Genomic DNA, 26,523 nt, shown 5'->3' with positions numbered 1-26,523 from the left:
CTCCTTTAGCTTATTTTCTCTTGTTAGCGATTGTACGACGTGGGCCTTTACGAGTACGAGAGTTGTTCTTCGTTCTTTGTCCACGCAATGGAAGCCCTCTGCGGTGGCGGATGCCACGATAAGAACCGATTTCGATCAAGCGTTTAATGTTCAGGGATACTTCACGGCGAAGATCTCCTTCTACTGTGAACCGTTCTACTGCTTGACGGATTCTTGCTTGTTCATCCTCGGTTAAATCACGAACTCGTGTATCTTCTGAAACTCCAGCCTCTTTCAATACTTCTTTTGCAGTTGATTTACCAACACCATAAATATAGGTAAGAGAAATCACTACACGTTTATCACGCGGAATATCAATACCAGCAATACGTGCCATTAGATACGTGCACCTCCTTTAAATTAGCCTTGTTTTTGTTTATGCTTAGGGTTTTCACAGATTACCATGACTTTGCCTTTTCTGCGAATAACTTTACATTTTTCACAAATCGGTTTTACAGATGGTCTTACCTTCATCATCCATACCTCCTTTTGGATCGGAGCATTTATTTATAACGGTACGTGATACGTCCTCTTGTTAAATCATATGGGGAAAGCTCAACCGTCACTTTATCTCCAGGAAGAATCCGGATGAAATGCATACGAATTTTTCCAGAGACATGAGCTAAAACAGTATGACCGTTTTCTAATTCAACTTTGAACATCGCATTAGGCAACGTGTCAGTAACGGTTCCTTCCACTTCAATTGCATCGTCTTTCGCCATCGAGTTGATCTCCCTTCTTCAAATCAGTCACTACTTCATTGACAAATTTTGATAGAGCAAAACGCAGCTTACCATTTGTTACGCGACCAGTTTCTAGAAGGCTGTTCTGGACTTCTGGAGATATATAATCCATTAATTCAATATGATGCAGGTTCTTCTTCTTCGGCCGATCATATTTTCTTTTTTCTCCATCAGCAAGCAAGACAAATCGATCATCAAGCATTTGGATGACAATCGCATATTGACCCGCTTCCCGTCCCCGTGCAATACGAACAACTTGACCTATTCGCGGACTCGACTCTGATTCACTCAACCACAATCACCTTCACTTAGGCTTTTGTTAATATTTGAAAACCTTCTTTTGCGATGGCAAAGGTGTGTTCAAAGTGAGCACACATTTTACCATTTTGGGTGACAACTGTCCAATCATCTGCAAGAAATCACTTGATTATCCTGCATTCACCATTGGTTAAATGGCAAGGACCATGCCTGGATCGGCATGCGATATATTAGAAAGGCGGACACCTGGCATTGCCTTTTATAAACCTATTTCATAAGGCATCTTTGTTACCAGCAGCAGATTGTTCGTATCGCTATCGACTCTATCGACAGGATACATCCAAGCCGAATCGCCATGATAGGATGTGTGTTTCCCGGACTCAACTCGTTCAGCACATTAAGCCGTTCGACAGTTCCGGTTATCCGGCGTTCCTTGCACAAGCTCGACAATAACTGATGCGCAAATCTCCTGCGAAATCCATTATACCTTGTATGCACTGGAATTGCATCACCTTGCTGAATCTACCTTTCAGCAATATTATCCAAATCCGGCACCGATATACTCAGTTTAACGCAATTCGCCGATTTGATGTGTCTTATCCATCGGCAGCATCTCGCGTTTCACAGGATGTATTGCCAATATCATTTAGAAAGGTTCTGCAGCTTTTCATCAATTTCCCGGAATACCAAATCGATATCCTGGTCTCCATTGACTTCAGCGAGATACCCTTTTTCCTGATAATAATCAAGCATTGGCTGTGTTTGTTCTACATTCACTTCAAGGCGTTTTTTAACTGTATCAGGTTTATCGTCATCCCGTTGGATCAATGCTGAACCATCACGGTCACAAATCCCCTCTACTTGCGGCGGATTGAATTGAACATGATAAGTAGCTCCACAAGTCGGACAAATCCTTCTGCCAGTTAACCGCTCGATAAGTTGATCTTTTGGCACTTCTACGTGTAAAACATAGTCGAGGGATTTTCCCATGTCTGCCAAAAGATTTTCCAAAGCCTCTGCTTGGGCAATCGTTCTAGGAAAACCGTCTAACAGGAAGCCCTTTTGGCTGTCATCTTTGCTTAACCGCTCACGGACAATACCAATGGTGACCTCGTCAGGGACAAGCTCCCCTTGATCCATATAAGATTTTGCTTGCTTACCGAGCTCCGTTCCTTCTTTAATAGCTAAACGGAACATATCTCCTGTTGAGATATGAGGGATTTGATATTTATCAACTATTTTTTCTGCCTGTGTCCCTTTACCGGCACCTGGCAGTCCCATCAGGATTAAATTCAATGACTTTCCCCTCGCTCTCATTTCTTCTAAAGAAACTCGGTTTGCTGTCATGCTAAACATGCAAGGCACCAGCAAGGACAGCATGACCGGTTCACTTGATAAAGCCTTTGTAATGGCGTTTTACAAGCTGACTCTCTAGTTGTTTCATCGTCTGCAAGGCAACTCCTACAACAATCAAGAGGCTTGTTCCGCCAATTTGTACTGTCTGTGGCAGATTAGCAAGACTGCCCAAGACTAGTGGAAGTACAGAAACGGCTGCTAAAAACAAAGCTCCTACAAAAGTAAGTCGATACATAACACGGGTCAAATACGTTTCGGTATTTTTACCCGGGCGTATGCCAGGAACATATCCGCCTTGTTTTTTCAGGTTTTCAGCCATTTGTTCAGGATTCACTTGAACAAATGTATAGAAATAAGTGAAAGCAATGATCAAGGCTACGTAAATCACCATTCCTATTGGCTGTGTATAGTCAAAAATGGTTTGAATCGTTCCCGCCATGCCGTCATTTCCAAAGAATCCGGCCACGGTTCTCGGTGCCACGATAAAGGAGACAGCAAAGATAACCGGGATTACTCCAGCTGCATTTACTTTTAACGGTAAATGAGTAGAGTGGCCGCCGACTGGCGAACGATTTACTAAACGTTTGGCATATTGAATCGGGATTTTACGCAATGCTTGCTGGATGAAAACGACTCCGACAACCACTGCCAAAACCACCAACACAATTAAAGCGACAATGACTATGTTGATAAACAGATCATCGCCGACATCTCCGCCAAAGTACTGTTCAAATATTTGGTTAACGCCGTTCGGAATTGCCGCAACAATACCGGCGAATATTATGATCGAAATCCCATTTCCTACGCCATGGGCTGTGATTTGCTCACCGAGCCACATAAGAAATGCGGTTCCACTTGTTAAAACAAGCGCGATAACTGCAAACTTGCCAAAACCAGGATCTACTATCAGCATTCCGTTCGTCATAGCGTTAAACCCGATAGACATGGTAGCAGCCTGGATAAAAGCAAGAACTATCGTTCCATATCTCGTGAACTGGGCCAATTTTTTACGCCCTACTTCACCTTGCTTCTTCCATTCAGTGAATTTAGGTACAACATCCATTTGTAACAACTGCATGATAATCGAAGCGGTAATGTAAGGCATGATCCCCATAGCAAAGATGGAGAAATTTTGCAAAGCCCCACCGCCAAACGTGTTCAAAAATCCAAACACACTTTGTTCATTCATATCACCGATGGCATCACGATTGGTAAAAGGTACGGGAATGAACGTACCAAGCCGAAATACGATCAGCATCAACAAGGTGAATACGATTTTTTGACGAATGTCACCCACGCGCACAAAATTGGAGATTGTACGGAACATTAAATCACCTCTGTTTGACCGCCCGCTGCTTCAATAGCTTCCTTAGCTGAAGCAGAGAACTTATGAGCTTTTACGGTAAGTTTCTTTTCAATATTACCATTTCCAAGAACTTTAATGCCGGCTTTTAGCTTGCTGACAACACCAGTTTCAAGTAAAAGCTCAGGTGTAACTTCTGTGCCTTCGTCAAATTGGTTCAGAGTATCCAAATTTACGATCGCAAACTCTTTGCGGTGAATGTTGGTAAATCCACGCTTAGGCAGACGTTGGAACAAAGGCATTTGGCCGCCCTCGAAACCAGGACGAGTACCGCCGCCTGAACGAGCTTTCTGTCCTTTATGTCCGCGCCCAGCTGTTTTTCCATTACCTGAAGACATTCCTCGGCCTACACGATTACGTTTTTTGCGAGCTTCTGCTGGCTTCAATTCATGAAGTTTCATGCGAGCACCTCCTCTTTGCGCTTTTCGTTAATTATACTTCTTTTACCGATACTAAGTGAGATACTTTATTGATCATGCCTCTGACGGCAGGAGTATCTTCACGGACTACCGATTGACGGATTTTATTCAAGCCAAGTGTCTTGACTGTAAGCTTTTGGCCTTCACTTCTGCCAATGACACTGCGCGTGAGGGTAATTTCTAACTTTTTAGCCATGTGATTTCCCTCCTTATCCTAACAGTTCTTCTACTGACTTACCACGTAGTTTGGCAACATCTTCTGCACGCTTCAGCTCGCTCAATCCATTGATTGTGGCGCGAACCATGTTGATTGGTGTGTTGGATCCAAGTGATTTGGATAGGATATCACCAATACCAGCAAGTTCAAGTACCGCACGGACAGGTCCGCCTGCGATAACTCCGGTACCTTCTGCAGCAGGTTTCATCAGGATGCTTCCTGCGCCAAATCCGCCAGTGATTTCGTGGGGGATGGTTGTTCCTACGATTGGTACAGTTATTAGATTTTTCTTTGCATCGTCGATTGCTTTTCTGATTGCATCTGGTACTTCCTGAGCTTTACCAGTGCCAAATCCTACATGACCGTTTTTGTCGCCGACAACGACTAGTGCAGCAAAACGGAAACGACGACCACCTTTTACTACTTTTGCGACACGGTTTATAGTAACTACACGTTCTTCGATATCTAATTTGTTCGGGTCAATGTTAGTACGCAATATATGTCCCTCCTTTTTCGATTAAAATTCAAGACCTGCTTCACGAGCAGCATCTGCCAATGCTTTTACACGGCCGTGGTACAAGTAACCTCCGCGGTCGAACACCACATTCTTGTGTCCATTTTCGATTGCGCGATTAGCAAGCAATTCGCCTACTTTTTGAGCAGCTTCTACATTACCTGTTGCTTCCAGGTTTAGATCGTTGTCTACAGTAGATGCACTTGCCAACGTTTTGCTGTTCATATCATCGATAAGCTGTGCGTAGATGTGTTTGTTTGAACGGTAAACGTTCAGACGCGGACGTTCAGCTGTTCCGAACAGATTTTTACGTACACGAGTGTGGCGCTTTTTACGCACAACGTTCTTGTCGGGCTTTGTGATCATCTAGGTCACTCCTTTCTGTTCCCTAACCTACCTTATTTTGCAGTTTTACCTTCTTTACGGCGTACATATTCGCCTTCGTAACGGATACCTTTGCCTTTATAAGGTTCAGGCGGACGAATGGCTCTGATATTAGCCGCTACAGCTCCGACTAATTCTTTGTCGATACCTTTTACGGTAACTTTTGTATTGGCAGGAACGTCGATTTCGATTCCTTCACGTGGTTCGATTTCCACTGGGTGGGAATATCCTGCGTTAATGACTACTTTGTTGCCCTGCTTCGTAGCACGGTAACCTACACCATTAATCTCCAGGCTCTTTTCGTATCCTTTATGGACTCCCTCAACCATATTGCCGATCAAGCTGCGGGTAGTACCATGCAGGGCGCGATGCTCTTTACTGTCGCTAGGACGCTCTACAGTAAGAACATTATCTTCGATTTTCACTTCGATGTCCGGGTGGAAAGTACGGGAAAGCTCTCCTTTAGGACCTTTAACTGTAACGGTGTTTCCATCTAATTTGACTTCCACACCCTCTGGGATTTCCAAAATTTTAAAACCTACACGAGACATTCAAAGCACCTCCTATCTTGTCTGAATAAATTACCAAATATATGCTAGCACTTCGCCGCCAATTGCTTGCGCACGTGCTTCTTTGTCAGATAAAACGCCTTTTGAAGTAGAAACAATTGCGATGCCAAGTCCGTTCAATACTTTTGGTATTTCGTCGGCTTTAGCGTAGACACGCAATCCTGGCTTACTGATTCTCTTCAGCCCGGAAATGACTCTTTCTTCATTAGCACCGTATTTAAGGAAAATACGTAGAACACCTTGTTTGTTATCTTCGATAAATTCGTAATCGCGTACGAAGCCTTCACGCTTCAGAATGTCTGCAACCTCTTTTTTAAGCTTAGAAGCAGGCACCTCTAGCTTCTCATGGCGTACCATGTTGGCGTTACGAATACGAGTAAGCATATCTGCGATTGGATCTGTCATAACCATTATTCATTACCTCCTTCCCTGATCGGGGATTACCAGCTTGCTTTTTTGACACCAGGAATTTGACCTTTATAGGCAAGTTCACGGAAACAAATACGGCAAAGTTTGAATTTGCGCAATACAGAGTGTGGACGTCCGCAGCGTTCGCACCGTGTGTACTCTTGTACTTTGAATTTCTGTTTGCGTTTTTGTTTCGCAATCATTGATTTCTTAGCCACAATTTTCCCTCCTTGTGTTAGCTCTAATGCTTATTTTTGGAAAGGCATGCCAAGCTGAGCTAAAAGTTCACGTGCTTCTTCGTCAGTATTAGAAGTGGTTACGATAACTACATCCATACCGCGAACTTTGTTGACTTTATCATAATTAATTTCCGGGAAAATCAATTGTTCTTTAATTCCAAGCGTATAGTTACCGCGTCCGTCAAATGCTTTCTTGGAGATACCACGGAAGTCACGCACACGTGGCAATGATACTCCGATCAGCTTTTGAAGGAATTCGTACATGCGCTCACCGCGAAGGGTTACTTTTGCCCCGATAGGCATTCCCTCACGCAAACGGAATCCTGCAATTGATTTCTTTGCTTTTGTAACCACTGGCTGTTGTCCGGAGATCAGCGATAGTTCTTCCACGGCGTTATCCAACGCTTTCGTGTTCTGAACAGCATCACCCACACCCATGTTGATTACGATTTTTTCTATTTTAGGCACTTGCATTACTGACTCATAATTAAATTTTTCTGCCAATGAAGGAACGATTTCCTCTTGGTATCTTTTCTTCAATTCGTTCATCGAGTAGCCCTCCTTTCACCGCTGATTTATTTATCTAATGCTTCACCGGATTTTTTAGCTATACGGACTTTCTTGCCGTCGCGCACTTCATGTCCAACGCGAGTTGGTTCGCCGGTTTTCGGATCGATCGGCATTACATTGGAAACATGAATTGGTGCTTCCTGGTTAAGAATTCCGCCTTGCGGGTTATCCTGAGAAGGTTTTGCGTGCTTTTTCACGACGTTGATGCCTTCCACCAACACGCGCTCTTTTTTCGGATATGCTTCGAGAATAGTGCCTTGTTTGCCGCTATCCTTGCCAGCTATTACCTGAACTTTATCACCTTTTTTAACATGCATGCTTGCTGCACCTCCTTACAAGGCTTTTAATTCGCTTATAGTACTTCTGGAGCTAGGGAAACGATTTTCATGAATTTAGCATCGCGCAATTCACGTGCTACCGGTCCAAAGATACGAGTACCGCGTGGACTTTTATCGTCACGTACAATTACCGCTGCATTTTCATCAAATCGAATGTAAGATCCGTCTTTACGGCGCATTCCGCTTTTAGAACGGACGATGACAGCACGTACGACTTCACCTTTTTTAACAACGCCGCCTGGTGTTGCCTGTTTCACCGTACAAACGATCACATCGCCGATATTGGCAGTTTTACGGCCTGAACCGCCCAGAACTTTAATCGCAAGCACTTCACGTGCTCCTGAGTTATCTGCAACTTTTAAACGAGTTTCTTGTTGAATCATACTGCTTGAACCTCCCTTCGGAATCCTTCCGAGCGAACTTTATTAAATAATAACCGCTTCTTCGACAATTTCAACTAGACGGAAACGCTTCGTAGCTGAAAGCGGACGAGTTTCCATGATGCGTACAACATCTCCGATTTTCGCTTGGTTGTTTTCATCATGCACTTTGAATTTCTTCGAGTACTTAACACGTTTTCCATAAAGCTTATGGAATTTGTAGGTTTCGACTAATACTGTAATGGTTTTATCCATTTTATCTGATACTACACGGCCGTTATAGACCTTACGATTGTTACGTTCACTCATGTGAGGCTAACCTCCTCTCAGGTTTATCAGTTATTAACGCTTAGTTCTCTTTCACGTACAACAGTTTTCATGCGTGCGATTGATTTACGAACTTCACGAAGACGTGCGGTGTTTTCCAATTGGCCGGTGGCTAGTTGGAAACGCAGGTTGAACAGTTCTTCTTTTAAAGATTTAACTTTTTGTTCAATTTCGGCAGTGGTTAATTCTCTGATTTCATTAGCCTTCATTGATTTCACCACCAATTTCTTCACGTTTTACAAATTTCGTTCTGATCGGCAGTTTATGAGAAGCAAGACGCAATGCTTCACGTGCCACTTCTTCAGAAACTCCGGCGATTTCAAACATGATTTTACCTGGTTTTACTACAGCGACCCATCCTTCTGGGGCACCTTTACCGGAACCCATCCGAACCTCAAGAGGTTTAGCAGTATAAGGTTTGTCCGGGAAGATTTTGATCCAAACTTTACCGCCACGTTTCATATAACGGGTCATTGCAATACGAGCAGCCTCGATTTGACGGCTAGTAATCCAAGAAGCGTCTAAAGCTTGTAGTCCATATTCACCAAATGCAACAGTCGTGCCGCCTTTCGCTTTACCTGTCATGCGGCCGCGGTGTTGTTTACGATATTTTACACGTTTAGGCATTAACATAATGCGTTCCCCCTTCCTTATTGATTGTTTTTAGTTGGAAGGACTTCTCCACGATAGATCCACACTTTGACACCAAGTTTACCATACGTAGTATCTGCTTCAGCAGTACCATAGTCAATGTCAGCGCGAAGTGTGTGAAGTGGTACAGTTCCTTCGCTGTAATGTTCTGCACGGGCAATGTCGGCTCCACCAAGACGACCGGAAACTTGAGTGCGGATACCTTTGGCTCCCGCACGCATAGCGCGTTGGATCGTTTGTTTTTGAGCACGACGGAAAGAAATACGGTTTTCCAATTGACGTGCGATATTCTCAGCTACCAGCGTAGCGTCAAGATCTGCTTTTTTCACTTCAACGATGTTGATGTGAACTCTCTTACCAGTCAAAGCATTCAAAGATTTACGCAATGCTTCTACTTCGGAACCGCCTTTACCGATAACCATTCCTGGTTTTGCAGTTGAAATAGAAATGTTCACGCGATTGGCTGCACGTTCAATTTCAATACTTGAAACGGCTGCATCCTTCAGACGCTTTTCGATATATTCACGAATTTTTATGTCTTCATGTAACAAATCTGCATAATCTTTGCCAGCGTACCATTTGGATTCCCAGTCACGGATGACGCCGACACGAAGTCCTACAGGATTAACTTTTTGACCCACTGATTATCCCTCCTTCTGTTCTGATACAACCACAGTGATATGGCTGGTTCTTTTATTGATTTGACTAGCACGACCCATTGCACGAGGGCGGAAACGTTTCAGTGTGACGCCTTCGTTTACGAATGCTTCAGATACTACCAAATCATCCGGGTTCATTTCATAATTGTGCTCAGCATTAGCGATAGCTGATTTCAATACCTTCTCCACAACTGGTGATGCACCGCGTTGTGTATGGTTTAGAATTGCAACGGCTTCTCCGACTTTTTTTCCTCGAATTAAATCTACGACTAAACGAACTTTACGAGGAGCAATACGAACAGATTTCGCAACGGCTTTAGCTTGCATCAAGAGTGCCTCCTCTCATTAGCGTTTTGTTTTCTTGTCATCGCCAGCATGCCCTTTGAACGTGCGGGTTGGCGCGAATTCACCTAATTTATGTCCGACCATATCTTCGGTGACATATACCGGTACGTGTTTGCGACCGTCATATACAGCGATGGTATGACCAACAAAGTTAGGGAATATAGTTGAACGGCGAGACCAAGTTCTCACAACTTGCTTCTTGTTGTCTTCGTTCAATTTTTCGACTTTTTTCATTAAATGGTCATCTGCGAAAGGTCCTTTTTTCAAACTGCGACCCATACATAAACCTCCCTTTGCGATTGACAGACGGGGTTTATCTCCCGCCTTTCAATCCCGTTATTTTTTACGTTTACGAACGATGAATTTATCCGTCGGCTTGTTGCGTTTACGCGTTTTGTAACCAAGCGTAGGTTTGCCCCAAGGAGACATTGGTGATTTACGACCGATAGGTGCGCGACCTTCACCACCACCGTGTGGGTGATCGTTAGGGTTCATTACAGAACCACGAACAGTTGGACGGTTGCCTTTCCAGCGAGAACGTCCTGCTTTACCAACATTGATCAATTCGTGTTCTACGTTTCCTACCTGTCCGATTGTAGCACGGCAAGTGCCGAGTACTAGGCGTACTTCACCAGATACCAGACGTACCAATACGTATTTATCTTCACGTCCCAGAATTTGAGCTTGAGCTCCTGCAGAACGGGCTAGTTGTCCGCCGCGGCCAGGCTTCAATTCTACGTTATGAATGATAGTACCTACTGGAATGTTTTGCAGTGGAAGCGAGTTTCCAAGCTTGATGTCAGCCTCTGGTCCAGAAATAATTTCAGTACCTACAGTCAGGCCTTTAGGTGCAAGGATGTATCGCTTTTCACCATCAGCATAATTGATCAATGCAATATTTGCGGAGCGGTTTGGATCGTATTCGATTGTAGCAACGCGTCCTGGTATTCCATCTTTGTCGCGTTTGAAATCGATGATACGATATTGGCGCTTATGGCCGCCGCCCTGATGACGAACTGTTAATCTACCCTGGTTGTTACGACCGCCACGTTTGTGAATCGGGCTCAACAGGGATTTTTCCGGCTTGTCGGTTGTGATTTCAGCGAAATCGGAAGTGGACATGCCGCGTCTACCATTAGAAGTTGGTTTATACTTTTTAATCGCCATCTTGTTTCCCTCCTTTTTTAATAGGTTTTATTTATACACTTTCAAAGAATTCAAGTTCTTTACTGTCTTCTGTCAATTGCACAACGGCTTTCTTGCGGTTTGGACGGTATCCACCGTAACGACCCATCCGCTTGAATTTACCTTTGAGATTCATTGTATTGACTTTTTCTACTTTCACATCAAAAATCAACTCAACAGCGTCTTTTATCTCTGTTTTGTTGGCTTTGGTGTTCACTTCAAAGGTGTATTTCTTTTCTGCCATCAAGTCAGCAGAGTGTTCCGTGATTATCGGGCGCTTAATAATATCTCGTGGGTCCTTCATTATGCAAGCACCTCCCCTGCTTTTTCAGCTGCTTCTTTTGTCAAGATCAGCTTGTCATGCGTAAGCAAGTCAAGTACGTTAACTTCGCTCACAGTCAAAACCTTCACGTTTGGCAAGTTGTTAGCAGAACGTGCAACAACTTCGTCCTGATCGGCAGTTACGATCAATGCTTTACCATCTACATTAAGAGCAGAAAGTACGTTTACCACTTCTTTTGTTTTCGGTGCATCGAATGCAAGACTATCAAGGACAACCAGGCTTTCTTCGTTCACTTTAGAGGAAAGAGCAGATTTTAGCGCCAATCTGCGTACCTTCTTCGGTAGTTTGTAGCTATAGCTGCGTGGTGTAGGGCCGAATACAGTTCCGCCGCCTACCCATTGCGGAGAGCGGATGGATCCCTGACGGGCACGTCCTGTACCCTTCTGGCGCCATGGTTTGCGTCCACCACCGCGTACTTCAGAACGGTTTTTTACATCGTGTGTTCCTTGGCGTAAAGAAGCGCGTTGCATAACAACAGCTTCGTGTAAAACGTGTGTGTTTGGTTCAATACCAAAAACGGCATCATTAAGTTCTAAATCGCCGACTTGTGATCCGCCTTGGTTATAAAGTGCTACTTTAGGCATGACATATCCTCCCTTCGTTTATGATTAGTTAGCCTTAACTGCACTCGTGATTTTAACGAATGATTTTTTCGCTCCCGGCACATTACCTTTTACAAGAATAAGGTTGCGTTCAGCGTCGACTTTTACTACTTCAAGGTTTTGAAGTGTTACTTGCTCTCCGCCCATTTGTCCAGGAAGTTTTTTGCCTTTGAAAACATGCATCGGGTCAATGGCACCCATGGTACCTGGTCTTCTGTGGTAACGAGAACCGTGGGTCATTGGTCCGCGGGATTGATTATGGCGCTTGATTGCACCTTGGAATCCTTTCCCTTTAGAAGTTCCAGTAACATCGATTTTGTCTCCAGTTTGAAAAATCTCAACACTAACCTCTTGGCCTACTTCATAGTCGTCAAGGTTAGCATCACGGATTTCACGAATGAAGCGCTTAGCAGTTGTGTTTGCTTTTTCAGCATGCCCTTTTGCCGGCTTGTTCGCCTTTGTTTCTTTTTGATCAGCTACACCCAATTGAATTGCTTCATATCCGTCATTCTCAAGTGTTCTCTTTTGAAGAACAACGTTCGGGTCGGCTTGAATTACAGTTACAGGAGTCAATTCTCCTTCTTCACTGAAAAGTTGTGTCATGCCGATTTTTCGACCTAAGATTCCTTTCGCCATCCGTCACACCTCCTAATATCTTTGAATTCTTTATAATTTAATTTCAATGTCCACGCCAGACGGCAGATCAAGACGCATTAGCGAGTCAACCGTTTGCGGTGTTGGACTTACAATATCGATAAGACGTTTATGTGTGCGCATTTCAAATTGCTCACGAGAATCTTTGTATTTGTGTACGGCACGAAGTACTGTGTACACTGATTTTTCGGTTGGAAGCGGGATTGGTCCGGATACATTAGCACCAGAACGCTTCGCTGTGTCTACAATCTTCTCGGCAGATTGATCCAGGATACGGTGATCATACGCCTTTAAACGAATTCTAATCTTTTCTTTTGCCATTATTTTCCCTCCTTTTTTCGCCCATTTTATAATAGACATTCTCCGCGAAAATTCCTTGGCATCCCCGCCATGGCAAAGGGGCCGGGTGTGCCAACAACCTTCCGCATCATCGCCTTTTATGACCAACATTACTTATTATATAGAATAATAGCGGTCATTGCAACCTTAAATGTGAAGAAAGGAGCCTTTCGAAAAAATAACGCGAAAGCACTTGTTTCAAAACAAGTACAACCCTTCTCTTTTGAAAAGTTCCTTTAAGGTGCAGTTTCAACGGCACTTCCCGTATTATACAGGAGGTTCACCCCTGTTTTCAAGGTATTATTCCTGTTTTTTGGTGGTAATAAAATGAAAAACTGCGAAAGTTGCTGGACCGAATTATTTATTATGGAAACAACTCCACTTGAATCCAAAAGCGTTCTTACCGTTATCCCGTGTTTGAAACACGAAAAAATAACAAGGACATAACATAAACTCCTTTATGATTGACTATACAATGGATGAAAAGAGAAACAAGAAAATTATCCTTGGTTAAAATTCCTTTCATTCTGACGTTTGATCCTCGATTCGCTGCGTACAAATCCAGCGCCTTCCATGAAATGTTTATGCAGGGTTTTCTACAGAGGAATCTCTGTATGTTGCTTTCGTCGGGTCACGGTTCTCTAACCTCGATTTATCAAAACTTTCTTGGCAGATTGGTAGTTGGTAAGAAAGCAATCCTGTCAGAATCTCTGAGAGCTAATCACGACAAAAGCTAACTATATTCTTCCCACGGGATAAAACAGATCCTTTAATGTAGTTTTCAATATGCAACGATACCATTCAAGAAGAAAGCTGCCGTTAGAAGCGAATTCCCTTGCCGGAGCGGAATTTTTACACCATTCTTTCACAGAGGAGGTCATTAATCTTTATTAATTGTCAGGTCAAGCTGGTACCTTATAGAAAAAAGGCGGTCGAATTCGAAATGTTCGAGATTTTGATCATCTCTCGATTTTGCTGTTTTGACAGCTACACGTTTGTCTCTATTTCGTTGCATCTTCATAATAACGAAAAAGCAGACAGCTTTTAGCTGTCTGCTTAATTTTCATTGTTCCAACTTATTCTTGGATAGAAGCAACAACGCCGGCGCCTACTGTACGGCCACCTTCACGGATAGAGAACTTAGTTCCGTCCTCGATAGCGATTGGAGAAATAAGTTCTACGCTCATTTCTACGTTGTCACCAGGCATAACCATTTCTACGCCTTCTGGAAGTGTGATAACACCAGTTACGTCAGTTGTACGGAAGTAGAACTGCGGACGGTAGTTACCGAAGAATGGAGTATGACGTCCACCCTCTTCTTTAGAAAGGACATAGACTTCTGCTTTAAATTTTGTATGTGGAGTGATAGAACCTGGCTTTGCAAGAACTTGGCCACGATTGATATCGTCACGTGCCACACCACGTAGAAGTGCACCAATGTTGTCGCCAGCTTCTGCATAGTCAAGAAGCTTACGGAACATTTCTACACCAGTTACAGTTGTTTTAGCTGCTTCTTCAGCAAGACCGATAACTTCAACTTCGTCACCAACTTTAACTTGTCCGCGCTCAACACGGCCAGTAGCAACTGTACCACGACCAGTGATAGAGAACACGTCCTCAACTGGCATCATGAATGGTTTTTCAGTGTCACGGTCTGGTCTTGGGATGTACTCATCAACAGCATCCATAAGTTCGAAGATTTTGTTTGCATACTCTTCGTCACCTTCTAGAGCTTTAAGAGCAGAACCTTTGATTACAGGTACATCGTCACCAGGGAAGTCATACTCAGATAGTAGGTCGCGAACTTCCATTTCTACTAGCTCAAGAAGTTCTTCATCGTCTACCATGTCTGTTTTGTTCAAGAATACAACGATTGCCGGTACACCAACCTGGCGAGAAAGAAGGATGTGCTCACGAGTTTGCGGCATCGGACCGTCAGCTGCAGATACTACAAGAATAGCTCCGTCCATTTGTGCAGCACCAGTGATCATGTTTTTAACATAGTCAGCGTGACCTGGGCAGTCAACGTGCGCATAGTGACGGTTTTCAGTTTCGTACTCAACGTGAGAAGTTGCGATAGTGATTCCGCGTTCTTTCTCTTCTGGAGCACCGTCGATTTGGTCGTATGCCATTGCAGTACCAGAACCAGAACGGCTGTGCAGTACTGTAGTAATAGCAGCAGTCAAAGTAGTTTTACCGTGGTCAACGTGACCGATAGTACCAATATTAACGTGGTCTTTGGAGCGATCGAATTTTTCTTTACCCATTTATATTTCCTCCTTTAAGTAAGTAAAAGTGTTGATTTTATAATCAATGTATTTGCCGCTTAGAAACAACCAAGAAGTCGTTTCTAAGCTTACAATACAAGTTATACGCGATGAACAGAAAAAAATCAATTATTCACCAGCATTTTTTTTGATAATTTCTTCGGAAATGCTCTTCGGTACTTCTTCGTAGTGGTCAAAGTGCATCGTATATTGACCTCTTCCTTGTGTGTTGGAACGAAGCGCCGTTGCATAACCGAACATCTCGGAAAGCGGTACGAAAGCATTTACGACTTGTGTATTACCACGAGCGCCCATACCTTCAACACGTCCGCGACGGGATGTTACGTCACCCATGATGTCTCCCATATATTCTTCCGGAATCGTAACTTCGACTTTCATCATTGGTTCCAGAATGACTGGTTGACATTTGTTTTTTGCAGCCTTAAGTGCCATTGATGCGGCAACTTTAAAGGCCATTTCGTTAGAGTCAACGTCATGGTAGCTTCCGTCGAACAAGGTCGCTTTGACGTCGATCAATGGATATCCTGCCAACACACCGTTTTCCATAGATTCCTTGATACCAGCTTCTACGGAAGGGATGTATTCACGAGGAACAGTACCACCAACGATTTTGTTTTCAAATTCGAAGCCGGCGCCTTCTTCGTTTGGCTCAAATTTGACCCAAACGTGGCCGTATTGACCTCTACCACCGGACTGTCTTACAAACTTACCTTCTACTTCAGCAGAAGCACGGAAAGTTTCACGATAAGCAACCTGTGGAGCACCAACATTAGCTTCAACTTTGAATTCACGTTTCAGACGGTCAACAATGATGTCCAGGTGAAGTTCACCCATACCGGAAATAATTGTTTGGCCTGTCTCCGTGTTTGTTTCTGTACGGAAAGTTGGATCCTCTTCAGCCAGCTTGCCTAGCGCAACAGCCATTTTGTCCTGGTCTGCTTTTGTCTTCGGCTCGATAGCTACATCGATAACCGGCTCAGGGAATTCCATGGATTCCAGGATTACCAGTGACTTCTCGTCACAAAGTGTATCCCCTGTTCCAGTATCCTTCAGTCCGACAGCACCAGCGATATCGCCGGCATAAACGGTTGAAATTTCTTCACGGGAATTGGCATGCATTTGCAGGATACGACCTACACGCTCACGCTTATCCTTCGTAGAGTTTCGTACATAAGAACCGGAGTTCAATGTACCGGAATATACGCGGAAGAAAGTCAGTTTTCCGACATAAGGGTCGGTTGCAACCTTAAATGCCAATGCTGAGAATGGCTCATTGTCATCGGATTTACGGACAACTTTTTCTTCTGTTTGTGGTACATGTCCTTCGATCGGAGGTACATCAGTTGGTGATGGCAGGTAGTCGATGACACCGTCGATCAGCAACTGTACCCCTTTGTTTTTAAAGGCAGATCCACAGAAAACAGGATAGAATTCAACGCTTAGCGTAGCGGCACGAACAGCAGCTTTCAACTCTTCGTTGGAGATTTCTTCGCCTTCCAAGTACTTCATCATAAGTTCCTCGTCCAGCTCAGCTACTGCTTCAACTAAATTGGTGCGATATTCTTCAGCCTGTTCTTTATATTCGTCCGGAATCGGACGTGCTTCCGCACGGGTACCCAGGTCATCCATGTAGTAATATGCTTCCATGGAAATCAGATCGATAATTCCTTCAAAATTATCCTCTGCACCAATTGGCAATTGAACTGGATGAGCGTTTGCTCCCAGACGGTCGCCCAGTGTTCCAACGGAATAAAGGAAGTCTGCACCTACTTTATCCATTTTGTTTACAAATACAATACGAGGAACACCGTAAGTTGTAGCCTGACGCCAAACGGTTTCTGTCTGTGGTTCCACACCAGATTGAGCATCAAGAACTGCTACAGAACCATCAAGTACACGCAGGGAACGTTCTACTTCGACTGTGAAGTCCACGTGGCCTGGTGTATCGATGATGTTGATACGGTGACCTTTCCATTGAGCAGTTGTTGCAGCAGAAGTAATGGTGATACCACGCTCTTGTTCCTGCTCCATCCAGTCCATTTGAGAAGCACCCTCGTGGGTTTCGCCAATTTTATGGATACGTCCTGTGTAGAAAAGAATACGCTCGGTAGCAGTGGTTTTACCAGCATCGATGTGAGCCATGATACCGATATTACGAGTCTTTTCCAAGGAGAATTCTCTAGCCATGCATCTTTCTCCTTCCTGATATAATGTTTAGTTTTTAGATTACCAGCGGTAATGAGCGAATGCTTTGTTGGCTTCAGCCATTTTGTGCATATCTTCGCGTTTCTTGACAGATGCACCTGTGTTGTTTGAAGCATCAAGGATTTCGTTTGCAAGGCGTTCTTCCATTGTTTTTTCTCCGCGAAGACGGGAGTAGTTGACAATGTAACGTAGGCCTAACGCCTGGCGACGTTCGGGGCGCACCTCTACAGGTACTTGGTAGTTAGAACCCCCCACACGGCGTGCGCGTACTTCAAGTACTGGCATAACATTTTTCATCGCTTGTTCAAAAACTTCCATGGCGTCTTGGCCGCTGCGTTCTTGTACAAGTTCAAATGCTTTATAAAGAATCTTCTGAGCTTTACCTCGTTGTCCGTCAATCATGATTTGGTTGATCAAACGAGTAACAAGCTTAGAGTTGTGTAACGGATCTGGCAATACATCACGTTTTGCTACTGGTCCTTTACGTGGCATATGATTTCCTCCTTTCTGTTTATCTATTTAAGAATGAGCAATTGCTGCATTATTTTTTAGGTCTCTTTGTACCATACTTCGAACGTCCTTGCGCACGGCCTTCTACTCCGGCTGTATCAAGCGCTCCACGGACGATGTGATAACGTACACCTGGCAAGTCTTTTACACGACCTCCGCGAATAAGCACTACACTGTGCTCTTGAAGGTTGTGTCCGATACCAGGAATGTAAGCAGTGACTTCAATACCGTTTGTCAAACGCACACGAGCGTATTTACGAAGTGCAGAGTTTGGTTTCTTCGGTGTCAAAGTACCAACACGAGTACACACCCCGCGTTTTTGCGGAGAAGATTGATTAGTCAAGGTTTTCTTGAAGCTGTTGTACCCTTTGTTCAATGCTGGTGAGTCGGATTTTTTTCCTTTGCTCACACGGCCTTTGCGTACTAATTGATTAATTGTAGGCATTTGTTTTTCCTCCTTTCAACTTCATTCTGTAATACCACATATCCAGGTGGTTCATTTTGAGGCAAAAAACAAAGTTTTCGCGATTAACTACGATTCGCCAAAACTTTATTGCTTGATTGCCACAGTCGCTGTACCTACATCTATGCCACATGCTTCGCCTAGCTTCTTCTTGGAATCCACCCTGCTGCATGGGATGCTCAAATCATTTGCAAGACGCGACACTTTCTCTGTTATTTGCAGATCAGCATCATCTGCAATAACTACTTCCCTTACTTCACCATTTTTCATGGCTTTCAATGTTTGCTTGGTTCCTATTATCAAACCAGTTTTAACCTGTGCCACTTTATCATAAGACATTAGCTATCCTCCAAAGTAACAAGGATAAACGGAAGCACCTCAAATATAGTATCATCCTGGAATTTCAATGTCAACTTAATTTGGAAGGATTTTTTATATAGAGGCAGGAAAACGGGCAGATTGCGATAATCTGCCGTTTCCTGTCAGCTTCCCTGCTATACCTTGTCTTTACAAAGTAATTAATGGGTTATTTCTTCTGCCTGTTGCACATCAACAGGTTCTTCCACTTCATCCAATTCAGCCTGTATTTTTCTGTATGTCGGCATGCCGGTACCCGCTGGTACAAGCTTACCGATAATGACATTTTCTTTCAGGCCGAGTAATTCATCTCGTTTTCCTTTAATAGCGGCATCGGTAAGGACACGTGTTGTTTCCTGGAAGGATGCAGCTGATAAGAAGGAGTCTGTCTCAAGGGACGCCTTCGTAATACCGAGAATGACAGGTCTGCCGACAGCCGGCTGCCTGCCTTCCTGCAATACGTTTTTGTTGGCATCTCTGAACTGATGGATCTCAAGCAGTGAACCTGGCAACACATCGGTGTCCCCTGCATTGGAAACACGGACTTTGCGAAGCATTTGTCGAACCATCACTTCGACGTGTTTATCGCCAATCTCAACACCTTGCATCCGGTAAACCTTCTGAACCTCTTTCAGCAAGTACTGTTGTACTCCGTCGATGCCTTGAACCTTCAGAAGCTCTTTCGGGTCAACCGAACCTTCTGTCAGTTCCTGACCGGCTATTACCTGGTCACCGACAGCGACTTTCAACCGTGCACCATATGGAGAAGTGTATGTTCTGTTTTCCACTTCACCCTGTACAACGATTTCCTGCTTGTCTTTGATCTCGTTGATATCCTGGATCGTTCCCTTGATCTCACTGATAACTGCTTGACCTTTCGGATTACGCGCTTCGAAAAGCTCCTGGATACGCGGCAGCCCTTGGGTGATATCGTCTCCTGCTACACCACCAGTGTGGAACGTACGCATTGTAAGCTGTGTACCTGGTTCACCGATAGACTGGGCGGCGATAATACCGACTGCTTCACCGACTTCCACTTCGTCTCCGGTAGCAAGGTTTCTGCCGTAGCATTTTTTACAAGCTCCATGCTTGGTGTTACAAGTAAAGACGGACCGGATCGTCACATGTTCAATGCCAGCATCTACTATCTGCTTGGCAGTATCCTCTGTGATGACCTCATTCTTATCGACCAGCACTTCTTGTGTCTCTGGATGACGGACAACCTGGAACGAAGTTCTTCCGATCAGACGGTCGATCAACGGTTCGATCATTTCGGTACCTTCTGTAATCGACTGTACGGTCAAACCTTTATCTGTTCCGCAGTCTTCTTCCCGGATAATGACATCCTGGGCTACATCGACAAGTCTTCTGGTCAAGTAACCAGAGTCAGCTGTTTTCAACGCTGTATCAGCCAGACCTTTACGGGCACCGTGAGTGGAAATAAAGTATTCAAGTACCGTCAATCCTTCACGGAAGCTTGACTTGATCGGCAATTCAATGATTCGTCCTGCCGGGTTGGCCATCAGTCCGCGCATACCGGCGAGCTGTGTGAAGTTAGATGCATTACCACGGGCACCGGAATCACTCATCATGAAAATCGGGTTGCGTGGATTCAAAGACTTCATCAGCTTATCTTGAATAGTATCTTTAGCCTGTGACCAAATGGAAATGACTCGGTCATATCGCTCTTCTTCGGTTATGAGACCGCGGCGGAATTGTTTCAAGACTTTATCAACTCTGCCTTGGGCTTCATCAAGTATTTCTTCTTTTTCAGCCAGTACGACAATGTCGGAAACACCGACGGTAATTCCGGCTTTTGTTGAATAGCTGAATCCTAGGTCTTTCATGCGGTCAAGCATTTTCGATGTTTCGCTGATCTTGAACCGTTTAAATACCTCGGCGATTATGTCACCCAGTATGCCTTTTTTGAATGGAGAAATGATCTCCCGCTCGGCAATGATTTCTTTCACATTTGCCCCTTTATCCACAAAGTACTTTTCTGGTGTACGAAGCTCCAGGTTTTCCTGTGTTGGTTCGTTCATATACGGGAACGAATTAGGAAGCATGTTATTGAAGATCAGTTTACCCACTGTAGTGATAATCAACTTGCCTTTCTGTTCTTCGCTGAATGTTTCATTGCCTAAAGAAGCTGCACTTACGGCAACTCGAGTATGCAAATGGACGTAACCGTTCTGGTAAGCGATCAAGGCTTCGTTAAGATCTCTGAAAACCATCCCCTCGCCTACTGCGTTTTTACGCTCCAACGTAATGTAATAGTTACCGAGTACCATATCCTGAGATGGCGTAACAACCGGTTTGCCATCTTTTGGATTCAAAATGTTCTGCGCAGCAAGCATCAGGATACGCGCTTCGGCTTGCGCTTCGGCAGACAACGGAACGTGTACAGCCATTTGGTCACCATCAAAGTCGGCGTTATACGCTGTACATACGAGCGGGTGGAGCCTGATCGCCCTTCCTTCAACCAACGTCGGCTCAAATGCCTGGATTCCCAATCTGTGAAGGGTTGGCGCCCGGTTCAACAGAACAGGATGTTCCTTGATTACTTCTTCAAGAACGTCCCATACTTCCGGATGCAATCGTTCAATTTTGCGCTTTGCCGATTTTATATTATGGGCGAGCCCTTTCTCGACAAGCTCTTTCATAATGAACGGTTTGAACAGTTCCACTGCCATTTCTTTCGGTAGTCCGCACTGATACATCTTCAAATGCGGTCCCACAACGATTACGGAACGGCCGGAATAATCAACACGTTTACCGAGCAAGTTTTGACGGAAACGGCCTTGTTTCCCTTTCAACATGTGGGAAAGCGACTTGAGCGGACGGTTTCCGGGTCCAGTAACCGGACGGCCGCGACGTCCATTGTCAATCAATGCGTCGACAGCTTCTTGAAGCATGCGCTTCTCATTTTGAACAATGATGCTTGGCGCGCCTAAATCAAGCAGGCGTTTCAAACGATTGTTCCGATTGATCACACGGCGGTACAAGTCATTCAAATCGGAAGTGGCAAAGCGCCCACCATCCAGCTGTACCATCGGACGCAACTCTGGCGGGATGATCGGCAATACATCCAATATCATCCAGGAAGGCTCGTTTCCGGAGTTGCGGAAGGCTTCCAATACTTCCAGACGCTTGATCGCACGTGTGCGTCGTTGTCCTTGTGCCGTTTTCAATTCTTCCTTAAGTTGGTCGACTTCTTTATCTAAATCAATATCCTGGAGAAGTTTGCGGATTGCTTCAGCGCCCATTTGCGCTTGGAAGGACTGACCGTACTTGTCACGATATGCACGGTATTCCTTCTCGGAAAGCAATTGTTTTTTCTCTAGTGCCGTATCTCCAGCATCCGTAACAATATATGCCGCAAAGTAAATAACCTCTTCCAAAGCACGTGGGGACATATCCATGACAAGACCCATACGACTCGGAATTCCTTTGAAATACCAGATGTGAGAAACTGGGGCAGCTAACTCGATGTGCCCCATCCGCTCACGCCGGACTTTTGCTTTGGTAACTTCGACACCGCAGCGGTCACAAACTACGCCTTTATAGCGGACACGTTTATATTTACCACAATGACATTCCCAGTCTTTCTGAGGACCAAAGATTCTTTCGCAAAACAATCCATCTTTCTCCGGCTTCAGCGTTCGATAGTTGATGGTTTCCGGTTTTTTTACTTCACCAAAAGACCAAGATCGAATTTTATCAGGTGAAGCCAAACCTATTTTCATAAATTCGAAATTATTTACATCTAGCAAGGGGCCTACCTCCCTTTTAGTATCCAGGTTTTAACCTAAGTACAGACTGAGTGAACAAGAAGTGGAATTAGCTTTCTTCCACTTCAATATTCAGGTTGTCTGCGGATTGAGTATCGTCTTCTTCAATGTCCCTAAGCTCAATTTCTTCCTCATCTGCGGAAAGCATCTTCACGTCCATGCCAAGACTTTGCAACTCTTTGATCAGTACTTTGAATGATTCAGGAATACCTGGTTCCGGAACATTGTCGCCTTTTACGATTGCTTCGTACGTTTTCACACGTCCGACAACATCATCTGACTTCACTGTCAGTATTTCCTGCAAGGTATAAGCAGCACCATAGGCTTCCAATGCCCACACCTCCATTTCACCGAAACGCTGTCCGCCAAATTGAGCCTTACCGCCCAGAGGCTGCTGCGTAACGAGTGAATAAGGACCAGTAGAACGGGCATGCAGTTTGTCGTCTACCATATGGGCAAGCTTGATCATATACATGACACCGACAGAAACCCTGTTGTCAAACGGTTCACCGGTACGGCCGTCATAAAGGATTGTCTTCGCATCCCGCGGCATTCCGGCTTCTTCAAGTGTTTCCCAAACATCTTCTTCCCTGGCACCATCGAAAACAGGGGTAGCTACATGAAGGCCCAGTTGTCTTGCTGCCATACCTAGATGCAACTCCAGTACCTGTCCGATATTCATACGGGAAGGTACTCCTAACGGATTCAGCATAATATCAATAGGTGTTCCGTCTGGAAGGAATGGCATGTCTTCCTCAGGCAAGATTTTGGAAATTACACCTTTGTTACCATGTCGACCTGCCATTTTGTCCCCTTCATGAATTTTACGTTTTTGGACGATATATACACGGACAAGCTGGTTTACACCTGGAGGAAGTTCATCGCCGTCTTCCCGGTTGAAAATCTTCACGTCCAATACAATACCGCCGGCACCATGAGGGACACGCAAGGAAGTATCGCGCACTTCACGTGCTTTTTCACCAAAGATAGCATGGAGCAAGCGTTCCTCTGCCGACAATTCTGTTACCCCTTTAGGTGTAACTTTACCTACCAGCAAGTCACCATCTTCGACTTCTGCACCGACACGGATGATCCCTCTTTCGTCAAGGTCGCGCAGTGCGTCTTCTCCGACATTCGGAATATCGCGTGTAATTTCTTCAGGTCCCAATTTTGTATCACGTGCTTCTGATTCATACTCTTCAATATGAATAGAAGTATATACATCATCTTTCACCAGACGCTCACTCATGATAATGGCGTCCTCGTAGTTGTACCCTTCCCATGTCATGAAACCGACCAAGACATTTCGTCCCAGCGCTAGTTCCCCATCTTCCATGGAAGGTCCGTCACCAAGCACCTCACCTTTGGTGACGTGGTCGCCGACGCTTACGATCGGTTTTTGGTTGTAACAAGTGCCTTGGTTGGAACGAATGAACTTCTGCAAACGGTAGCGATCCAAGTCGCCTTCCACTCGTCTTCCATCCACTTCGGAAATACGACGGACATAGATTTCTTTTGCTTCTACCCGCTCGACGATCCCCTCGTGTTTACAAATGACAGCGGCTCCGGAGTCTTTTCCGTTCACATATTCCATTCCAGTCCCGACTCTCGGTGCTTCCGGCTGCATCAACGGCACAGCTTGTCGCTGCATGTTCGCACCCATCAAAGCACGGTTGGAGTCATCGTTCTCCAAGAAAGGAATACATGCTGTTGCAGCAGATACAACCTGTTTTGGAGAAACGTCCATATAATCAATCCGGTCGCGAGGAACTGCAGTGTTTTCCCCGCGGAAACGGGCAATTACTTCTTCGTCGGTAAACGACCAGTCTTCGTTTAATCGAGCATTCGCCTGTGCTACTACATAGTTGTCTTCTTCGTCGGCAGTCAGGTAATCGATATGCTCCGTCACCCTGCCCGTCTCTAAATCGACACGGCGGTAAGGCGTTTCAATAAAGCCGAATTTATTTACCTTCGCATAAGAAGATAAGGAGTTAATCAGTCCGATGTTCGGACCCTCCGGCGTTTCGATCGGACACATACGTCCATAGTGGGAGTAGTGAACGTCACGAACTTCCATTCCAGCACGTTCTCTGGTCAATCCGCCCGGTCCCAAAGCAGACAAACGACGTTTATGGGTCAACTCCGCCAACGGGTTCGTTTGATCCATGAACTGGGAAAGCTGGGAACTGCCAAAGAATTCTTTAATGGAGGCAATAACAGGCCTTATATTGATCAACTGCTGCGGTGTAATGGACGAGGTGTCCTGAATCGACATACGTTCCCGAACCACACGCTCCATTCTGGATAAACCGATCCGGAATTGATTCTGCAAAAGCTCACCGACAGAACGCAACCTGCGGTTTCCAAGGTGATCAATATCATCAGTGCCGCCTACTTGGTGCAACAGATTGAAGAAATAACTGATCGCCGCCAGGATATCAGCAGGTGCAATGTTTTTGACACTATCATCCACATTGCCGTTGCCGATGACATTCAATGTTCTTTCACCTTCAGGGTCAGTTGGATCAACGATTTTGATCGTTTGTACTTTTATAGGATCTTCCAGCACACCTTCGTGCGGTTCCAGAATCTGATCCCCGGTGTTTTCTTCTGTTCCTTCTAAATAAGGAAGGAGTTTATCAAGCAGCCTGCGGTCAATTGTGTCGCCCTTTTGCGCCAAGACCTCCCCTGTTTCTTGATCGACGAGGGTTTCAGCCAGGACTTGGTTGAACAGACGGTTTTTAATATGAAGCTTTTTGTTCATTTTGTAACGGCCCACGTGCGCAAGGTCGTATCGCTTCGGATCAAAGAAGCGGGATACAAGCAGACTTTTGGCATTATCGACTGTCGGCGGCTCGCCAGGGCGCAGCCGTTCATATATTTCAAGCAACGCTTTTTCGCTGTTTTCCGTGTTGTCTTTTTCCAATGTGTTTTTTAAGTATTCATTATCGCCAAGCAAATCAATGATCTCTTGATCAGTACCAAATCCGAGCGCACGCAAAAGAACCGTAATCGGAAGCTTTCTTGTACGGTCGATACGAACATGAACAACATCCTTGGCATCAGTTTCAAACTCAAGCCAGGCTCCACGGTTCGGAATTACAGTTGCTGTATAACCCCTTTTCCCGTTCTTGTCATGTTTTACATTATAATAAACGCTTGGTGAACGAACTAATTGGGATACAATTACCCGTTCGGCACCGTTGATCACAAAGGTACCAGTATCGGTCATCAATGGGAAATCTCCCATAAACACTTCCTGCTCTTTCACTTCGCCAGTTTCATTGTTAAGCAACCGGACTTTAACACGAAGAGGAGCGTTATAGGTAACATCTCTTTCTTTCGATTCATCGACAGGATACTTAGGTTCACCCAAGCTGTAATCCACAAACTCCAAGGATAAGTTCCCTGTAAAGTCTTCAATCGGAGAGATGTCCTGGAACATTTCGCGCAAACCTTCTTCCAAAAACCAATCATAGGAAGCTGTTTGTATCTCGATAAGGTTTGGCAATTCTAGTACTTCACTAATACGTGCATAACTTCTGCGTTGGCGGTGTCGTCCATACTGAACTAGTTGACCTGTCAACTGATTCACCCCTCAAATCAAGAATTAGAAAAAACGCTGCCCACCGTCAAGACTGTCGGCAAAAAACAAGATTCAACCATTGCTGCCTGGAAAGCAATAATGCTTGAAAATAAAACAATATCGTTTTCGCCGAGCTTAAGGTGAAGCGATTTCGCACCATCACACCCCTCTTGTTCAGCAGTAAAACGAGCATTCGGTGATAAGCGCAAAATTGTCCGGTAAACATACCGAACAAACTTGTGAAATCAAAAACAATCGTTCACAAGATTTTTATTGAGACATTCGCAGCTAGCGAATGTTGTATCACATTTTCCATCCATCTAACGTTAGATTAGAAACGGGTTTCCGGCAGTTTGCCTGTTGCCGCTGGAAAGCATACTGCGACATTTAAAAAAATTTAAATTTTTTTAAAGTGGTAAAA

General features: G+C 44.6%; 34 protein-coding genes. All 34 read right to left on the bottom strand.

Translation table 11 applies throughout. The features are described from left to right. Nucleotides 1-10: 10 nt before the first annotated feature. The 34 genes from rpsM to rpoB all read right to left on the bottom strand — a co-directional run bounded on the left by rpsM (nt 11) and on the right by rpoB (nt 26,102). Complete coding sequence (rpsM, locus tag ABVF09_RS19090; RefSeq protein WP_026569066.1) at nt 11-376, bottom strand: 30S ribosomal protein S13; 366 nt, start codon at nt 374-376, stop codon at nt 11-13. A gap of 23 nt (nt 377-399) precedes the next feature. Beyond that, nucleotides 400-513 carry a 50S ribosomal protein L36 gene (gene rpmJ / locus ABVF09_RS19085; RefSeq protein WP_003156543.1) on the bottom strand — a complete coding sequence of 38 codons (114 nt, stop codon included), beginning with the start codon at nt 511-513 and terminating at the stop codon, nt 400-402. A gap of 29 nt (nt 514-542) precedes the next feature. Further along, the gene (gene infA / locus ABVF09_RS19080; protein WP_003464670.1) at nt 543-761 is read right to left on the bottom strand and encodes a translation initiation factor IF-1; all 219 of its coding nucleotides are present in this window, start codon (nt 759-761) and stop codon (nt 543-545) included. Next, nucleotides 739-1,074: a KOW domain-containing RNA-binding protein gene (locus ABVF09_RS19075; RefSeq protein WP_026569065.1), complete on the bottom strand. Its 336-nt coding sequence runs from the start codon at nt 1,072-1,074 to the stop codon at nt 739-741. Before ABVF09_RS19075 ends, infA begins: the two co-directional genes overlap by 23 nt. Before the next feature lie 608 nt (nt 1,075-1,682). After that, nucleotides 1,683-2,336 (bottom strand): adenylate kinase, encoded by a 654-nt coding sequence (locus ABVF09_RS19070; protein ID WP_026569064.1) that lies wholly within the window; start codon nt 2,334-2,336, stop codon nt 1,683-1,685. A gap of 91 nt (nt 2,337-2,427) precedes the next feature. Then, the gene (secY, locus tag ABVF09_RS19065) at nt 2,428-3,723 is read right to left on the bottom strand and encodes a preprotein translocase subunit SecY (RefSeq protein ID WP_026569063.1); all 1,296 of its coding nucleotides are present in this window, start codon (nt 3,721-3,723) and stop codon (nt 2,428-2,430) included. Then, a complete protein-coding gene (rplO, locus tag ABVF09_RS19060; RefSeq protein ID WP_026569062.1) occupies nt 3,723-4,160 on the bottom strand; it encodes a 50S ribosomal protein L15 in 438 nt (145 codons plus the stop codon). The genes secY and rplO overlap by 1 nt, the downstream gene beginning before the upstream one ends. A 31-nt stretch (nt 4,161-4,191) precedes the next feature. Further along, nucleotides 4,192-4,374: a 50S ribosomal protein L30 gene (gene rpmD, locus ABVF09_RS19055; protein ID WP_026569061.1), complete on the bottom strand. Its 183-nt coding sequence runs from the start codon at nt 4,372-4,374 to the stop codon at nt 4,192-4,194. A gap of 13 nt (nt 4,375-4,387) precedes the next feature. Beyond that, nucleotides 4,388-4,891: a 30S ribosomal protein S5 gene (gene rpsE, locus ABVF09_RS19050; protein ID WP_074601248.1), complete on the bottom strand. Its 504-nt coding sequence runs from the start codon at nt 4,889-4,891 to the stop codon at nt 4,388-4,390. A 21-nt stretch (nt 4,892-4,912) separates the two neighbouring features. Beyond that, a complete protein-coding gene (gene rplR / locus ABVF09_RS19045; RefSeq protein WP_026569059.1) occupies nt 4,913-5,275 on the bottom strand; it encodes a 50S ribosomal protein L18 in 363 nt (120 codons plus the stop codon). Nucleotides 5,276-5,307: 32 nt separating this feature from the next. Continuing rightward, complete coding sequence (rplF, locus tag ABVF09_RS19040) at nt 5,308-5,844, bottom strand: 50S ribosomal protein L6 (protein WP_026569058.1); 537 nt, start codon at nt 5,842-5,844, stop codon at nt 5,308-5,310. A gap of 30 nt (nt 5,845-5,874) precedes the next feature. Beyond that, complete coding sequence (rpsH, locus tag ABVF09_RS19035; RefSeq protein ID WP_026569057.1) at nt 5,875-6,273, bottom strand: 30S ribosomal protein S8; 399 nt, start codon at nt 6,271-6,273, stop codon at nt 5,875-5,877. A gap of 29 nt (nt 6,274-6,302) precedes the next feature. Beyond that, the gene (locus tag ABVF09_RS19030; RefSeq protein ID WP_026569056.1) at nt 6,303-6,488 is read right to left on the bottom strand and encodes a type Z 30S ribosomal protein S14; all 186 of its coding nucleotides are present in this window, start codon (nt 6,486-6,488) and stop codon (nt 6,303-6,305) included. Between the two features lie 30 nt (nt 6,489-6,518). Beyond that, nucleotides 6,519-7,058 carry a 50S ribosomal protein L5 gene (gene rplE, locus ABVF09_RS19025; protein ID WP_026569055.1) on the bottom strand — a complete coding sequence of 180 codons (540 nt, stop codon included), beginning with the start codon at nt 7,056-7,058 and terminating at the stop codon, nt 6,519-6,521. Between the two features lie 26 nt (nt 7,059-7,084). Further along, nucleotides 7,085-7,396: a 50S ribosomal protein L24 gene (gene rplX / locus ABVF09_RS19020; RefSeq protein WP_026569054.1), complete on the bottom strand. Its 312-nt coding sequence runs from the start codon at nt 7,394-7,396 to the stop codon at nt 7,085-7,087. Between the two features lie 35 nt (nt 7,397-7,431). Further along, complete coding sequence (rplN, locus tag ABVF09_RS19015; RefSeq protein ID WP_026569053.1) at nt 7,432-7,800, bottom strand: 50S ribosomal protein L14; 369 nt, start codon at nt 7,798-7,800, stop codon at nt 7,432-7,434. 42 nt (nt 7,801-7,842) lie between these two features. Beyond that, nucleotides 7,843-8,106, bottom strand: a complete 264-nt coding sequence (gene rpsQ, locus ABVF09_RS19010; protein WP_026569052.1) for a 30S ribosomal protein S17 — start codon at nt 8,104-8,106, stop codon at nt 7,843-7,845. A 26-nt stretch (nt 8,107-8,132) separates the two neighbouring features. Beyond that, nucleotides 8,133-8,333, bottom strand: a complete 201-nt coding sequence (gene rpmC, locus ABVF09_RS19005) for a 50S ribosomal protein L29 (RefSeq protein WP_017473656.1) — start codon at nt 8,331-8,333, stop codon at nt 8,133-8,135. Continuing rightward, the gene (gene rplP / locus ABVF09_RS19000; protein WP_026569051.1) at nt 8,323-8,757 is read right to left on the bottom strand and encodes a 50S ribosomal protein L16; all 435 of its coding nucleotides are present in this window, start codon (nt 8,755-8,757) and stop codon (nt 8,323-8,325) included. The genes rpmC and rplP overlap by 11 nt, the downstream gene beginning before the upstream one ends. 17 nt (nt 8,758-8,774) lie before the next feature. After that, on the bottom strand, nt 8,775-9,416 hold the full coding sequence (rpsC, locus tag ABVF09_RS18995; RefSeq protein WP_026569050.1) for a 30S ribosomal protein S3: 642 nt from the start codon (nt 9,414-9,416) through the stop codon (nt 8,775-8,777). Between the two features lie 3 nt (nt 9,417-9,419). Then, nucleotides 9,420-9,761 carry a 50S ribosomal protein L22 gene (gene rplV, locus ABVF09_RS18990; protein ID WP_026569049.1) on the bottom strand — a complete coding sequence of 114 codons (342 nt, stop codon included), beginning with the start codon at nt 9,759-9,761 and terminating at the stop codon, nt 9,420-9,422. 18 nt (nt 9,762-9,779) lie between these two features. Further along, complete coding sequence (gene rpsS / locus ABVF09_RS18985) at nt 9,780-10,058, bottom strand: 30S ribosomal protein S19 (protein WP_026569048.1); 279 nt, start codon at nt 10,056-10,058, stop codon at nt 9,780-9,782. Between the two features lie 57 nt (nt 10,059-10,115). Further along, nucleotides 10,116-10,946 carry a 50S ribosomal protein L2 gene (rplB, locus tag ABVF09_RS18980; protein WP_026569047.1) on the bottom strand — a complete coding sequence of 277 codons (831 nt, stop codon included), beginning with the start codon at nt 10,944-10,946 and terminating at the stop codon, nt 10,116-10,118. A 31-nt stretch (nt 10,947-10,977) separates the two neighbouring features. Beyond that, complete coding sequence (rplW, locus tag ABVF09_RS18975) at nt 10,978-11,268, bottom strand: 50S ribosomal protein L23 (protein WP_026569046.1); 291 nt, start codon at nt 11,266-11,268, stop codon at nt 10,978-10,980. Continuing rightward, entirely contained in the window at nt 11,268-11,891 is a 624-nt protein-coding gene (gene rplD / locus ABVF09_RS18970; RefSeq protein ID WP_371069846.1) for a 50S ribosomal protein L4, read from the bottom strand. The genes rplW and rplD overlap by 1 nt, the downstream gene beginning before the upstream one ends. Nucleotides 11,892-11,915: 24 nt before the next feature. Next, on the bottom strand, nt 11,916-12,545 hold the full coding sequence (gene rplC / locus ABVF09_RS18965) for a 50S ribosomal protein L3 (RefSeq protein WP_026569044.1): 630 nt from the start codon (nt 12,543-12,545) through the stop codon (nt 11,916-11,918). A gap of 30 nt (nt 12,546-12,575) precedes the next feature. Further along, nucleotides 12,576-12,884 carry a 30S ribosomal protein S10 gene (gene rpsJ, locus ABVF09_RS18960; RefSeq protein WP_026569043.1) on the bottom strand — a complete coding sequence of 103 codons (309 nt, stop codon included), beginning with the start codon at nt 12,882-12,884 and terminating at the stop codon, nt 12,576-12,578. A gap of 1,094 nt (nt 12,885-13,978) precedes the next feature. Next, a complete protein-coding gene (tuf, locus tag ABVF09_RS18955; RefSeq protein WP_026569042.1) occupies nt 13,979-15,169 on the bottom strand; it encodes an elongation factor Tu in 1,191 nt (396 codons plus the stop codon). 129 nt (nt 15,170-15,298) lie between these two features. Continuing rightward, nucleotides 15,299-17,377, bottom strand: a complete 2,079-nt coding sequence (gene fusA / locus ABVF09_RS18950; RefSeq protein ID WP_026569041.1) for an elongation factor G — start codon at nt 17,375-17,377, stop codon at nt 15,299-15,301. Between the two features lie 39 nt (nt 17,378-17,416). Continuing rightward, the gene (rpsG, locus tag ABVF09_RS18945; protein WP_026771004.1) at nt 17,417-17,887 is read right to left on the bottom strand and encodes a 30S ribosomal protein S7; all 471 of its coding nucleotides are present in this window, start codon (nt 17,885-17,887) and stop codon (nt 17,417-17,419) included. 49 nt (nt 17,888-17,936) lie between these two features. Continuing rightward, nucleotides 17,937-18,350 carry a 30S ribosomal protein S12 gene (gene rpsL, locus ABVF09_RS18940; protein ID WP_371069845.1) on the bottom strand — a complete coding sequence of 138 codons (414 nt, stop codon included), beginning with the start codon at nt 18,348-18,350 and terminating at the stop codon, nt 17,937-17,939. 105 nt (nt 18,351-18,455) lie between these two features. Continuing rightward, nucleotides 18,456-18,707: a 50S ribosomal protein L7ae-like protein gene (locus ABVF09_RS18935; RefSeq protein ID WP_026771005.1), complete on the bottom strand. Its 252-nt coding sequence runs from the start codon at nt 18,705-18,707 to the stop codon at nt 18,456-18,458. A gap of 179 nt (nt 18,708-18,886) precedes the next feature. Beyond that, nucleotides 18,887-22,498, bottom strand: a complete 3,612-nt coding sequence (rpoC, locus tag ABVF09_RS18930; RefSeq protein WP_026771006.1) for a DNA-directed RNA polymerase subunit beta' — start codon at nt 22,496-22,498, stop codon at nt 18,887-18,889. Between the two features lie 67 nt (nt 22,499-22,565). Further along, the gene (rpoB, locus tag ABVF09_RS18925) at nt 22,566-26,102 is read right to left on the bottom strand and encodes a DNA-directed RNA polymerase subunit beta (protein WP_026569038.1); all 3,537 of its coding nucleotides are present in this window, start codon (nt 26,100-26,102) and stop codon (nt 22,566-22,568) included. Nucleotides 26,103-26,523: the final 421 nt, after the last annotated feature.

The organism is Sediminibacillus sp. JSM 1682029 (assembly GCF_041366435.1).
Classification (GTDB): Bacteria; Bacillota; Bacilli; order Bacillales; family Amphibacillaceae; genus Sediminibacillus; species Sediminibacillus terrae.
The sequence above is the reverse complement of the archived record's forward strand: the minus strand, read 5'-3'. Positions and strand labels throughout refer to the sequence as shown.